The 13,707-nt window shown below is 41.9% G+C and carries 12 protein-coding genes and 1 pseudogene; 8 read left to right on the forward strand and 5 right to left on the reverse strand.

All coding sequences use genetic code 11. The features are described 5' to 3' along the window. The first annotated feature begins 3 nt into the window (after window positions 1–3). From I2I04_RS10925 to miaA, 4 genes are all read left to right on the forward strand, one after another. Entirely contained in the window at window positions 4–1,389 is a 1,386-nt protein-coding gene (locus tag I2I04_RS10925) for a bifunctional UDP-3-O-[3-hydroxymyristoyl] N-acetylglucosamine deacetylase/3-hydroxyacyl-ACP dehydratase (protein WP_143258055.1), read from the forward strand. Between the two features lie 18 nt (window positions 1,390–1,407). After that, window positions 1,408–2,175 carry an acyl-ACP--UDP-N-acetylglucosamine O-acyltransferase gene (gene lpxA, locus I2I04_RS10930; protein ID WP_143258054.1) on the forward strand — a complete coding sequence of 256 codons (768 nt, stop codon included), beginning with the start codon at window positions 1,408–1,410 and terminating at the stop codon, window positions 2,173–2,175. A 21-nt stretch (window positions 2,176–2,196) separates the two neighbouring features. Continuing rightward, on the forward strand, window positions 2,197–2,751 hold the full coding sequence (locus I2I04_RS10935; RefSeq protein ID WP_143258053.1) for an IS1096 element passenger TnpR family protein: 555 nt from the start codon (window positions 2,197–2,199) through the stop codon (window positions 2,749–2,751). 121 nt (window positions 2,752–2,872) lie between these two features. Next, window positions 2,873–3,769 carry a tRNA (adenosine(37)-N6)-dimethylallyltransferase MiaA gene (gene miaA, locus I2I04_RS10940; protein ID WP_195655013.1) on the forward strand — a complete coding sequence of 299 codons (897 nt, stop codon included), beginning with the start codon at window positions 2,873–2,875 and terminating at the stop codon, window positions 3,767–3,769. A gap of 236 nt (window positions 3,770–4,005) precedes the next feature. Here the strand turns inward: miaA and I2I04_RS10945 are convergent. Further along, window positions 4,006–4,125: pseudogene (locus I2I04_RS10945) on the reverse strand (BlaI/MecI/CopY family transcriptional regulator); the annotation flags it as partial. A 170-nt stretch (window positions 4,126–4,295) separates the two neighbouring features. Continuing rightward, window positions 4,296–4,598, reverse strand: a complete 303-nt coding sequence (locus tag I2I04_RS10950; protein WP_143258051.1) for a hypothetical protein — start codon at window positions 4,596–4,598, stop codon at window positions 4,296–4,298. 154 nt (window positions 4,599–4,752) lie between these two features. Here I2I04_RS10950 and I2I04_RS10955 point away from each other — a divergent pair, with 154 nt between their 5' ends. The 3 genes from I2I04_RS10955 to I2I04_RS10965 all read left to right on the forward strand — a co-directional run bounded on the left by I2I04_RS10955 (window position 4,753) and on the right by I2I04_RS10965 (window position 8,993). Then, the gene (locus I2I04_RS10955; RefSeq protein WP_195655014.1) at window positions 4,753–6,963 is read left to right on the forward strand and encodes a S9 family peptidase; all 2,211 of its coding nucleotides are present in this window, start codon (window positions 4,753–4,755) and stop codon (window positions 6,961–6,963) included. After that, window positions 6,963–7,811, forward strand: coding sequence for a lipoyl synthase (gene lipA / locus I2I04_RS10960; protein WP_195655015.1), 849 nt, complete (start codon window positions 6,963–6,965; stop codon window positions 7,809–7,811). The genes I2I04_RS10955 and lipA overlap by 1 nt, the downstream gene beginning before the upstream one ends. A 63-nt stretch (window positions 7,812–7,874) precedes the next feature. Then, window positions 7,875–8,993 (forward strand): hypothetical protein, encoded by a 1,119-nt coding sequence (locus tag I2I04_RS10965; RefSeq protein WP_143258049.1) that lies wholly within the window; start codon window positions 7,875–7,877, stop codon window positions 8,991–8,993. On the opposite strand, the gene I2I04_RS10970 is transcribed toward I2I04_RS10965, so the two are convergent. From I2I04_RS10970 to I2I04_RS10980, 3 genes are all read right to left on the reverse strand, one after another. Beyond that, the gene (locus tag I2I04_RS10970) at window positions 8,959–9,663 is read right to left on the reverse strand and encodes an SAM-dependent methyltransferase (RefSeq protein WP_143258048.1); all 705 of its coding nucleotides are present in this window, start codon (window positions 9,661–9,663) and stop codon (window positions 8,959–8,961) included. The genes I2I04_RS10965 and I2I04_RS10970 overlap by 35 nt on opposite strands. Before the next feature lie 84 nt (window positions 9,664–9,747). Then, window positions 9,748–10,755, reverse strand: a complete 1,008-nt coding sequence (locus I2I04_RS10975) for a gliding motility lipoprotein GldB (RefSeq protein WP_143258047.1) — start codon at window positions 10,753–10,755, stop codon at window positions 9,748–9,750. A 6-nt stretch (window positions 10,756–10,761) separates the two neighbouring features. Further along, entirely contained in the window at window positions 10,762–11,619 is an 858-nt protein-coding gene (locus tag I2I04_RS10980; protein WP_143258046.1) for an enoyl-ACP reductase, read from the reverse strand. Window positions 11,620–11,970: 351 nt separating this feature from the next. Here I2I04_RS10980 and I2I04_RS10985 point away from each other — a divergent pair, with 351 nt between their 5' ends. Continuing rightward, window positions 11,971–13,590, forward strand: coding sequence for a glycoside hydrolase family 28 protein (locus tag I2I04_RS10985; RefSeq protein WP_195655016.1), 1,620 nt, complete (start codon window positions 11,971–11,973; stop codon window positions 13,588–13,590). The last annotated feature ends 117 nt before the right edge of the window (window positions 13,591–13,707 follow it).

Genomic DNA, 13,707 nt, shown 5'->3' on the forward strand with positions numbered 1-13,707 from the left:
CCAATGCTGAAACAAAAAACGCTGAAAGATAGCTTTTCACTGAGCGGGAAAGGTCTTCACACTGGACTTGATCTCACTGTAACCTTTAATCCGGCTCCGGACAATCACGGATATAAAATCCAACGCATTGACGTAGAAGGACAACCAACTATCGACGCAGTAGCTGACAATGTAACAGAAACCACCCGTGGTACTGTATTGTCGAAAAATGGAGTCAAAGTAAGCACCATCGAACATGGTATGGCAGCCCTTTACGCATTGGGCATTGATAACTGCCTGATCCAAGTTAACGGACCGGAATTTCCTATTTTAGATGGTAGTGCACAATATTACGTACAAGAAATAGAACGTGTAGGAACAGTAGAGCAAAATGCCGTCAAAGACTTTTATATTATCAAGTCTAAAATTGAGTTCCGGGATGAAACGACAGGTTCTTCTATTATTGTACTACCTGACGAGAATTTCAGTCTGAATGTACTGGTTTCTTACGATTCGACTATTATCCCGAATCAGTTTGCTACACTTGAAGATATGCATAATTTCAAAGACGAAGTGGCTGCCAGCCGTACTTTCGTCTTTGTTCGTGAAATAGAACCGTTGCTCTCTGCCGGATTGATTAAAGGTGGCGACCTGGACAATGCGATCGTAATCTACGAACGCAAGATGTCACAAGAAAGCTTCGACAAGTTGGCAGATGTGATGGGAGTACCTCACATGGATGCCGATCAGTTAGGCTATATTAATCACAAACCGTTAGTTTGGCCCAATGAATGTGCCCGTCACAAACTACTGGATGTCATCGGTGACCTCGCTTTAATTGGCAAACCGATTAAAGGTCGTATCATCGCTACTCGTCCGGGGCATACCATCAACAATAAATTTGCCCGTCAGATGCGGAAAGAAATCCGTCTGCACGAGATACAGGCTCCAAGTTACGACTGTAGCCGTGAGCCGGTAATGGACGTAAACCGTATCCGCGAATTGTTGCCTCACCGCTATCCTTTCCAACTGGTGGACAAAGTGATTGAAATTGGTGCCAACTACATTGTAGGTATTAAAAATATTACAGCCAACGAACCTTTCTTTCAGGGACATTTCCCACAAGAACCCGTTATGCCGGGAGTACTTCAAGTGGAGGCAATGGCACAAGTCGGAGGTTTGCTTGTCTTGAATTCCGTAGATGATCCTGAACGTTATTCTACCTATTTCATGAAAATAGATGGAGTGAAATTCCGCCAAAAAGTAGTGCCGGGAGATACAATCATCTTTCGTGTAGAACTGCTGGCACCTATCCGCCGTGGTATTTCTACCATGAAAGGATATGCATTTGTCGGCGAGAAAGTTGTTTGCGAAGCAGAGTTCATGGCACAAATAGTAAAAAATAAGTAATAATTGATATTTAAAAGCATGATAAGTCCTTTAGCGTATATCCATCCCGAAGCTAAGATTGGGGAAAATGTAGAAATTGCGCCTTTTGTATTTATAGATAAGAACGTAGTTATCGGCGACAACAATAAAATTATGGCTAACGCCAATATTTTATACGGTTCACGTATTGGTAACGGAAACACGATTTTTCCGGGTGCCGTTATCGGAGCCATTCCGCAGGATCTCAAATTTCGAGGTGAAGAATCGACAGCCGAAATCGGAGATAATAATCTGATTCGTGAAAATGTAACAATCAACCGTGGTACAGCAGCTAAAGGGCGCACGATTGTGGGAAATAACAATTTATTGATGGAAGGTGTACACGTAGCACACGACGCATTGGTTGGTAACGGATGTATCATCGGTAACTCTACCAAGATGGCAGGCGAAATCGTCATTGATGATAACGCGATTGTCAGCGCCAATGTATTGATGCACCAATTCTGTCATGTAGGCAGTCATGTAATGATTCAGGGCGGATGCCGCTTCAGTAAAGATATTCCTCCTTACATTATTGCAGGACGCGAGCCGATCGCTTTCAGCGGAATCAACATCATCGGCTTGCGCCGTCGTGGCTTCTCCAATGAAGTGATCGAAAGTATTCACAATGCATATCGTATCATTTACCAAAGTGGTTTGAACACGACAGAAGCATTGAAAAAAATAGAAGATGAATTCGAAAAGAGCCCGGAAATTAACTATATCATCGATTTCATCCGTAATTCAGAACGTGGTATTATTAAATAAACAGCTCAAAATAGTCATATTATGATATACAGATTTACTATCATATCTGATGAAGTTGACGATTTTGTCAGAGAAATACAAATTGATCCGGAAGCAACTTTTTATGACTTCCATGAAGCAATACTGAAATCAACAGGGTACGCAAACGACCAGATGACTTCTTTCTTTATCTGCGATGACGATTGGGAAAAAGAAAAAGAAGTAACCTTGGAAGAAATGGATGACAATCCGGAAATAGATAGCTGGGTGATGAAAGAAACTGCTATCAGCGAACTGGTTGAAGATGAAAAACAGAAACTGCTATATGTATTCGATTACATGACAGAACGTTGCTTCTTCATCGAACTATCCGAGATTATCACCGGAAAAGATATGAATGGCGCCAAATGCACCAAGAAATCAGGAGACGCTCCCAAACAAACGGTAGATTTTGAAGAAATGGCCGCTGCCGGAGGTTCTCTTGATTTGGATGAAAACTTCTATGGAGACCAAGACTTCGACATGGAAGATTTCGATCAGGAAGGATTTGACATAGGTGGTGACACTAGCAGCCCATACGAAGAAGAAAAATTTTAAGTATTAAATATCAAGTATTAGGTATTAATTGCTATGTAGTGTCAGGCAGTTAATACCTAATATTTTTTTACTCCCGTACGCTTTAATACTTAATACTTCTATACTTAATACTTAAAAATCTATGCCTACTCTCATTGTTCTTATAGGTCCTACAGGTGTGGGAAAAACGGAGTTGAGTCTACGCTTGGCAGAAACATTTCAGACAAGCATTGTATCTGCCGATTCGAGACAGCTTTATGCCGAATTAAAAATAGGCACAGCAGCTCCTACTCCCGACCAACTCAAACGTGTTCCACATCAACTGGTCGGCACGCTCCACCTTACAGACTATTACAGCGCTGCTCAATACGAAACAGAAGCACTGGATATTCTGGAGAAATTATTCGCGCAACACGCAGTCGTGATTCTCACAGGTGGCTCAATGATGTATGTAGACGCTATCTGTAAGGGGATTGATGACATTCCTACCGTTGATGCAGAAACCCGTCAACTCATGTTACAAAAATATGAGGAGGAAGGCCTTGAACAACTCTGCGCAGAACTTCGCCTGTTAGATCCGGAATATTACCGGATTGTAGATCTGAAGAATCCCAAGCGGGTAATTCATGCACTAGAGATTTGCTATATGACCGGACGCACTTATACTTCTTTTCGCACCCAACAAAAAAAACAGCGTCCTTTCCGTATTCTGAAAATCGGTCTGACTCGTGATCGGGAAGAACTTTATGACCGTATCAACCGCCGGGTAGACCAAATGATGAGGGAAGGATTATTGGAAGAAGTACGCTCCGTACTTCCCTATCGTCACCTCAATTCACTAAATACGGTAGGTTATAAAGAACTGTTCAAATATCTGGACGGAGAATGGGAACTCCCCTTTGCTATAGATAAAATCAAGCAAAACTCCCGCATTTATTCGCGTAAACAGATGACCTGGTTCAAAAGAGATGAAGAAATAAAATGGTTCCACCCGGAACAAGAAACGGAGATACTAGCGTACCTCCGTCAATCTTTATAACATTACATTTTGACAATATTTAGAAACAGAAGACATCTAAAATCTACTGCTATTTTCTTCAGATGCAGTTACTTTTATTGTTGAAGTGACTGTATCATTAACAGCACGAATAGACATTTGACGGGCTTGATATTCCTCTTTCACTAATAGATTTACTTCAATCACTCCATTCTTTCCCAGATGATTTTAATATATAAATGAAAAAACTCCCATAGCATAGATTTTCGTTTAATAGATTAGTGTTTTTTGTCAGCCTGTTCTACTTCCTTGATGAGCTGTTTCAATTTATCCAAGGAAATATCTTCCTCCTTAACCAAAGAAGAAACGGCATTCGGGTAAGAATTATTAAGATACTTCCTTCCTCTTCTTTTGCCGTTAATCCTTTCATATCTGCAACTTTGTTTGCTGCAAATAACGAAAAGTTTTAGTTCATAAACTAATTCATCTAGTTAATCAAACTAAAAATTATAGTTAAAAAGAAAAATCTACTATAAAACACCTGTGATACAGGTATGTTACATCTCTTTCAGCTCCACAGTTTATTGACTATAAAGTTGCCGATAAAGAACAAGTCTCCCATAAAAACAATGCTGAATACCAGAAAAGTGAAGCAAGTGCTCCACCGAGCTCCTCCATCCTCTTCGCCACGTTTGATACGAAGCAGGGAACTATGTAAACAATCACCTGCTATGAACAGTACAAACAAACTTGGTATCAAGTCACCCCATGACACCAACCACAGATTATCACCCTTCCCCATCAGGAACGTCAATGCCACGGCCAATAAGAAGACGGAAGCATATTGCAAATCTTTTCTTTTTGAATTCATAGTGGTAATGTTTAAAGTCCTTTTCACAAAGATATTGAATCTCACCCAATAATCCTTATCAAATCTATATAAAAATTGGTCAGGCTTTGTTGAATCTAAGTTTATTGTTACTTTTGCAAGTACGAATTAAAACCAAAACCGATTATAAACGCAGATGAAAAAGATCAGCATCACTTTATTACTCTGCCTTCTCTGTCTGACCGGAATGGCACAAGGACAAAAGGCACTTGATTTAAAAGATATTACCTCCGGACGTTTCCGCCCGGAAAATATTCAGGGAGTAATCCCTATGCCTGATGGCGAACACTACACACAGATGAACGCTGACGGCACGCAAATCATTAAATACTCTTTCAAGACAGGTGAGAAAGTAGAAGTGATTTTCGATGTAAATACTACACGCGAATGTGACTTCAAGAACTTCGACAGTTACCAATTCTCGCCCGACGGTCAGAAATTACTGATTGCTACTAAAACAACACCTATTTATAGGCATTCATACACAGCTGTACATTACATTTACCCTTTAAAACGAAATGATAAGGGCGTTACGACAAACAACATTATTGAACGGCTGTCTGACGGTGGACCTCAACAGGTCCCCGTCTTTTCTCCGGACGGTACCATGATCGCATTTGTCCGCAACAATAACATATTTCTTGTCAAGCTGCTTTACGGCAACAGCGAAAGCCAGGTCACAGAAGATGGCAAACAGAATTCTGTAATCAACGGTATTCCTGACTGGGTGTATGAAGAAGAATTCGGCTTCAACCGTGCCTTGGAATTCAGTGCCGACAATACGCTGATTGCTTTTATCCGTTTCGACGAGTCGGAAGTTCCCTCCTACTCTTTCCCGGTATTTGCCGGGCAAGCACCCCGTATTGATGCCTTAAAAGATTATCCGGGCGAATATACATACAAATATCCGAAAGCCGGATATCCGAATTCGAAAGTAGAGGTACGTACGTATGATATCAAATCACATGTCACCCGTACAATGAAACTCCCATTGGATGCAGATGGATACATTCCGCGTATCCGCTTCACAAAGGATGCCAACAAATTGGCTATCATGACATTGAACCGTCATCAGGACCGTTTTGATCTTTACTTTGCCGACCCTCGTTCAACACTTTGCAAACTTATACTCCGCGATGAATCCCCTTATTATATTAAGGAGAATATTTTCGATAATATCCAGTTCTATCCGGAATATTTCAGTCTGCTTAGCGAGCGTGACGGTTACAGCCACCTCTATTGGTATAGCATGGGAGGTAATCTGATTAAAAAGGTTACTAACGGTAAGTTTGAGGTGAAAGATTTTCTGGGATACGATGAAGAAGATGGTTCTTTCTATTACACCAGCAATGAAGAGAGTCCTCTGCGCAAAGCTGTCTATAAAATAGATAAGAAAGGCAAGAAGACTAAACTATCCCAACAGGTAGGAACAAATACACCGCTCTTCAGCAAATCGATGAAGTATTACATGAACAAGTTCTCTAACTTGAATACTCCGATGCTGGTTACACTGAATGATAATTCGGGTAAAACACTCAAAACGCTTATTACCAATGACGGATTGAAACAAACATTGTCCGGATATGCTGTGCCACAAAAAGAGTTCTTTACTTTCCAAACCACAGATGGCGTGAAGTTGAACGGCTGGATGATGAAACCGGTTAATTTCTCCGCATCCCAAAAATATCCGGTACTGATGTATCAATATAGCGGTCCGGGCTCTCAACAGGTATTGGATACCTGGGGAATCAGTTGGGAAACTTATATGGCAAGCCTCGGTTATATAGTAGTATGCGTGGACGGTCGTGGCACAGGAGGTCGTGGAGAAGCTTTTGAGAAATGTACCTATCTGAAAATCGGAGTCAAAGAAGCCAAAGACCAGGTAGAGACTGCTTTGTATCTCGGCAAACAACCATACGTGGATAAAGATCGCATCGGAATCTGGGGCTGGAGCTACGGTGGCTACATGACCCTCATGAGTATGAGCGAAGGAACGCCTGTATTCAAAGCGGGAGTAGCAGTGGCCGCACCAACTGACTGGCGTTTCTATGATACGATTTACACCGAACGTTTCATGCGTACTCCGAAAGAGAACGCAGAAGGATATAAGGAATCATCAGCTTTTACCCGTGCTGACAAACTGCATGGAAACTTGTTGTTGGTGCATGGCATGGCAGATGACAATGTGCACTTCCAAAACTGTGCGGAATATGCCGAACAATTGGTTCAACTTGGAAAACAATTTGATATGCAAGTGTACACGAACCGCAATCATGGAATATATGGTGGCAATACCCGCCAACACTTATACACACGCTTGACCAACTTTTTCTTGAACAATTTATAATGACGGACAGAGTACGTAAGCCCGAATGGCTGAAAATTAATATCGGTGCCAACGAACGATACACCGAAACCAAACGGATTGTCGACTCCCACTGCTTACATACCATATGTAGCAGTGGACGTTGCCCCAATATGGGAGAATGCTGGGGAAAAGGAACTGCTACCTTTATGATCGGTGGTGATATCTGTACGCGCAGTTGCAAATTCTGCAACACACAAACCGGGCGCCCGCATCCGTTAGACGCAAACGAACCTACCCATGTAGCAGAATCTATCGCACTGATGAAGCTGGATCATGCTGTCATCACTTCCGTAGACCGGGATGATCTGCCGGATTTGGGAGCCGCACATTGGGCACGTACCATCCGAGAAATCAAAAGACTGAATCCACAGACAACAATCGAAGTGCTCATTCCTGATTTTCAAGGCAGGATGGAGTTGGTAGATTTGGTAATCGAAGCCCGTCCCGACATTATTTCACACAATATGGAAACCGTACGCCGCATTAGCCCGTTAGTACGCAGTGCGGCAAATTATGATACAAGTTTGCAAGTCATCAGACACATTTCCGAAAAGGGAGTTAAATCTAAAAGCGGTATTATGGTCGGACTGGGTGAGACCCCGGAGGAAGTCGAAACATTGATGGATGATCTATTAACAACCGGTTGTCAGATTCTTACCATAGGCCAATACCTGCAACCGAGTCACCGGCATTATCCCGTTGCGGCATACATCACTCCGCTGCAATTTGCAAAATATAAAACTGTAGGTTTAGAGAAAGGATTCAACATCGTAGAAAGCGCTCCCCTTGTCCGCTCCTCCTACCACGCAGAGAAACATATTCGTTAGCAAACAAAACACATACACGATTTGTTTTATAGATAGAACCGACAAATAAACATAAATATAGAGATGGCTCATAAAGGAATACTTTCTTCCGCATTTAATATGTCGCTGGGTTTTATCCCCGTTATTATTTCCATTTTATTGTGTGAACTTATAACGCAAGACACGGCTATTTACATCGGTACAGGCATAGGTATTGTAGGTATATACCTTTCTTATCGACGTAAGGGAATGTTAATTCCAAATTTTATCCTCTATATAGCAACCGGAGTGCTGGCACTATTGTCCTTGGCAGCTCTTATTCCCGGTGATTATGTTCCTCCCGGTGCACTTCCACTTACGCTGGAAGTCAGTATTCTCATTCCGATGTTGAGTCTTTACATGCATAAGAAAAGGTTTATCAACCATTTTTTAAAACAGATAGGCTCTTGTAACAAACGTTTATATGCACAGGGAGCCGAAGCCGCCGTTGTATCCGCACGTATTGCTTTGATCTTCGGTATATTGCATTTTATTATAATCAGCATTACCATCGTTTTTCAAGATCCGTTGAGCAAGACGAGTACGTTTGTACTCTATAAAGTATTGCCCCCTACCGTTTTTCTAATGAGTATCCTGTTCAACCAGATAGCCATCCGTTTCTTCAATCACTTAATGTCACACACAGAATATGTTCCTATTGTAAATACCAAAGGAGACGTGATCGGGAAAACACCTGCAATAGAAGCAGCTAATTATAAAAATGCATACATCAATCCGGTGATAAGAATTGCCATATCCACTCACGGAATGTTGTTCCTTTGCGACAGGCCATCAACAGCCATCCTAGACAGAAGCAAAGTAGATATTCCCATGGAATGTTATCTCCGCTACGGAGAATCTCTGGAAGCAGGCGCCACTCGCTTAATCAACAATGCTTTCCCCCATGAAAAAGGTATCAAGCCTGAATTCAATATCGTTTATCACTTCGAGAATGAAGTGACCAACCGTCTTATCTATCTATTCATTGTCGATATCAAAGATGATTCTATCCTTTGTACCCCCCGCTTTAAAAACAGTAAACTTTGGAGTTTCAAACAGATAGAGGAAAACTTAGGAAAAGGCTTCTTCAGCAGCTGTTTCGAAGATGAATATGAACACCTGAAAGGAGTTATTTATATAAGAGAAAAATACAGGGAATCTTAGATAAATCGGGCACGTGCCCTTTCCAGTCCTTCACTGTACGCGTCTGTATATATTCTCCTTCACAAGTAATATTGGCAGCGATACAGAGCTTTGTTTGAGGACGGCAATTCAACAAAATATCTTCTATCATCTTATGATTCCGGTAAGGCGTCTCAATGAAAAGCTGCGTCTGATTTTCAGCGTACACGCGCTGCTCCAGTGTCTTCAGCTTCTTGGCACGCTCTCCCGGCTCAATCGGCAGATAACCATGAAACGCAAAACTCTGCCCGTTAAAGCCGGAAGCCATCACGGAAAGGATAATGGAAGAAGGTCCGACCAAAGGAACCACTTTTAACTTTTTACGCTGTGCGATGGCAACCACATCCGCTCCCGGATCAGCTATTGCCGGACAACCAGCTTCGGAGATAACCCCCATTGAAGCTCCACTCACCAAAGGTTGCAAATAACCGGAAATATCATCAGGGGAAGTATGCTTGTTCAACGGATAAAATGTCAATGCATCAATATCAATCTCCCGGTCTACCTTTTTCAGGAAACGACGGGCAGAACGAACATCTTCGACTATAAAATATCGGATACCGGAGATAATCTCCTTATTATAAGAAGGCAATACCTTTTCAATAGATGTATCACCTAACGTCACGGGCAATAAATAGAGGGCAGTTTCCACTTTTAAATTGAGGCTATACTTTTAATATTAAAAATCAAATAAGGTCTTGAGCGAAGCTAATTAAAAATTGAGAAATGTAACTGTTTAGGAAGCCAGGTAGTTGGATTCACTTAACATCTCATGGTAATCAGTAAATTCCAGGAGATCTTTCAGTTTCATGTCCTTATGCTTTTTCATATAAGAAGCGATGATTCTTGCTCCCATCCATGTTCCGATCAATGCCGGAGCTTGAGCACCCAACATATCGACAGCAGGAGCGGGCTTCATATAATAGCGGATCACCATCGGGTCTCGTGCATGCAGATGATCGTTGGTACAGATATAATTCCATATCTCCTTTTCATTCTCCTTACACCAGTCGCTCTCCTCCTTGGAATATCCCATCGCTTCGCCGATATCACTATATCCCAATAAGTTCTGCACTACGTAATGGATTTTTCCGGAGTGCATCATCAAGTCAATCAAACAAGTACCTTCATGATAGTTCATTCCGTAACGGCTCAAAAGATAAAAAGCAAAACAATCCGGCACAATTCGTTCCGGACGCATCGAACGACATTGATAATCGTAATAGAAACGCTTATAGAGAGGATAATCTTCCCCCATATATTTATCAAGACTGATCCCTAATAAAGAATCCACCAAAATAATAGATTCGTTGAAGGCAGACACTTGCGAATAGATAAACGGCACTTTCGTATCAGGCACTTCCTTCTTCAGTTTCCGGAATCCTTTGTTAAGTCCTTTTTCCACCTCATCCAGATTAGGATACTTTGCTTCCACGTCGCTAAGCAAACGGACTAAAGTTGTATCCGAATAGAATTTCTGCAGACGTTGCGAAATAGTATCATCTTTTACCGTACCAATAGACAATACATCCTCAATCAGGATTTTCGTCGGCATACGATAGTCCATCGTCAACTTCTGCATAGCAGAAAAGCTGTTAGAGCGAACGTATTCGCTCAACAGCTTATCATATCTTAGAACAGAAATCTCCTCTTCCTTCTGCTCCGTACCCTTTCCTGTGCTTATCCCGCAGGAGGTGAAAAGCATACTAAATAATATAATAAGAAGAGAGATCCGTAGTTTCATAATCTTTTATCCGTAAATGATGTTACCATTTTCGTCCATATACTCGTCGAGTCCTTTCTCGTAAGTAGCCATGGCACGAAGACTCATACCTACGCTGGAGAATCCGCCGTCATGGAATAAGTTCTGCATAGTCACCTTACGGGTAAGATCGGAGAACATCACGATGCAATAATCGGCACATTCGTCAGCCGTAGCATTTCCGAGCGGAGACATACGGTTGGAGAAATCAAACAGTTTATCCATACCTTTCACGCCCGAACCGGCAGTAGTAAATGTAGGAGACTGTGAGATAGTGTTCACACGCACGCTATGTTCGCGTCCATAGATGTAACCGAAGCTGCGTGCAATAGATTCCAGCAATGCCTTTGCATCTGCCATATCGTTGTAGCCATAGAAAGTACGCTGCGCGGCCACGTAGCTCAAAGCAACGATAGAACCGTAATCAGCAATAGCATTCAATTTTTTAGCCGACTGAATCATTTTGTGGAATGAAACAGCTGAAATATCCAATGTCTTATCCAACATTCCATAGTCAAGGTCATCGTAAGTACGTTTCTTGCGCACGTTGGGAGACATACCGATAGAGTGGAGTACAAAATCAATTTGTCCACCCAGTATATCCATGGAGGTTTTGAATACATTTTGCAAATCTTCTACACTGGTGGCATCTGCCGGAATAACCTGGCAATTCAATTTTTCGGCCAAAGCATCGACTTCTCCCATACGGATAGCCATCGGAGTATTTGATAATGTAATAGTTGCACCTTCTTCTACGGCACGCTCTGCCACCTTCCAGGCAATAGACTGATCGTTCAAAGCACCGAAGATAATACCTCTTTTTCCTTTCAACAAGTTGTAACTCATATCTTTTAATAGTTAAATTTTGTGCAAAGATAGGAACTTTCTGCATAAAAACACGAGAAGTGTGCAAATAATAGACAGAAATGACAAAAAATACACGTATTCTATCAATTAGTCCACATCCTCTTGGGGTTTGCCACCTATCTTTGCAACCGATAATTAAGAGGTTTTTTCATAATATTTATTTAAGGTTAGAATTAGGTTAACATGAATTCGTCTTATTCCTCTCCTGCAGGCTGCCTGCGACAGATCGCCTGCGGAAGGACATAAGAATTATGAAATCGCCCTCATTAATCATCACCCAACTACCAAGAAAAACAATAGATGTATAACCCTATAGAAATAAGTTACTAAATGAACACATTGACAAAAAGACTCTTCTGGATAGTCCTATGCTGTTTACCGTTTATCTCATCAGGATGTAAACAAAGCAAGACTGTCATAAAAGAGAGCTCCATCAGTGACGCTCTTTACCAGAATCTACCTTTTGAAATGCCCAAAGTACAGCAACCGGTTTTTCCTGCTTACGAGGTAAACATTGAGAAATTCGGAGCCAAAGGCGATGGTCTGTTCCTGAATACAAAAGCAATCAACGATGCCATTAAAGAGGTGAATCAGCGCGGAGGGGGGAAAGTGATTATCCCGGAAGGTATCTGGTTGACAGGACCTATCGAACTATTGAGCAACGTGAATTTATATACGGAACAGAATGCATTGGTGCTTTTCACCGGTGATTTTGAGGCATATCCTATCATTGCCACTTCTTTTGAAGGATTGGAAACCCGTCGTTGCCAATCGCCTATTTCCGCACGCAATGCAGAGAATATCGCTATCACAGGATACGGCACATTTGACGGAAACGGCGACTGTTGGCGTCCGGTAAAAAAAGGCAAACTGACTGCTTCACAATGGAAAAAACTGGTAAACTCGGGAGGTGTTCTCGACGAAAAACAAGAGATATGGTACCCCACAGCCGGTTCACTGAAAGGTGCAATGGCTTGTAAAGATTTCAATGTACCCGAAGGGATCAATACAGACGAAGAATGGGCTGAAATCCGTCCGTGGTTGCGTCCGGTGCTGTTAAGCATCGTCCAAAGCAAGAAGGTGCTGCTGGAAGGTGTTACTTTCAAAAACTCACCAAGCTGGTGTCTGCACCCCTTGTCCTGCGAAGATTTCACAGTAAATAATATCATGGTCATCAATCCTTGGTATTCCCAGAATGGTGACGCCATCGACTTGGAATCTTGCAAGAACGCGCTGATTATTAATAGTGTATTCGATGCGGGAGATGATGCAATCTGTATTAAATCCGGTAAAGATGAAAACGGACGCCGTCGCGGTGAACCTTGCCAGAACGTTATTGTGAAAAATAATACGGTACTGCACGGACACGGCGGATTCGTAGTAGGTAGTGAAATGTCGGGTGGCGTGAAGAATATCTATGTGGAAGACTGCACATTTATGGGCACAGACGTAGGCTTGCGCTTCAAGAGCACTCGCGGACGTGGCGGTGTGGTAGAAAACATCTACATTAATAATATCAACATGATTAACATTCCGAACGAACCGTTGTTGTTCGACTTGTTCTACGGCGGAAAAGGTGCCGGCGAAGAATCGGAAGAGGATTTGCTGAACCGCATGAAGACAAGTATTCCTCCGGTAACGGAAGAAACACCCGCTTTCCGCAATATTCATATCTCTAATATTGTTTGCAGAGGTTCGGGACGTGCCATGTTCTTCAATGGTTTGCCGGAAATGCCGATCAGCAACATTACCGTTAAGAATGTCGTGATGACAGAAGCTACGGATGGCGTTGTTATCAGCCAGGTTGACGGAGTTACTTTGGAGAATGTATATGTGGAATCATCCAAAGGCAACAATATATTAAACGTCAAAAATGCTAAGAATCTGACCGTAAACGGGAAAGTTTATGAAGAACTGGGAGCGAAAGAAGAAATTTTAAGTCTCAAATAAAGTTCATCGCATAGAAAACCACAATATCATTATATAGAGTAAAAAGCTCAAATAGCAGACTATAATCTTTTCAAAAGATAGACAGTCTGCTATTTTTTTCTGTTACTTTTGCAAGGA

The sequence above is a fragment of the Bacteroides sp. 1001136B_160425_E2 genome (assembly GCF_015559655.1).
Classification (GTDB): Bacteria; Bacteroidota; Bacteroidia; order Bacteroidales; family Bacteroidaceae; genus Bacteroides; species Bacteroides luhongzhouii.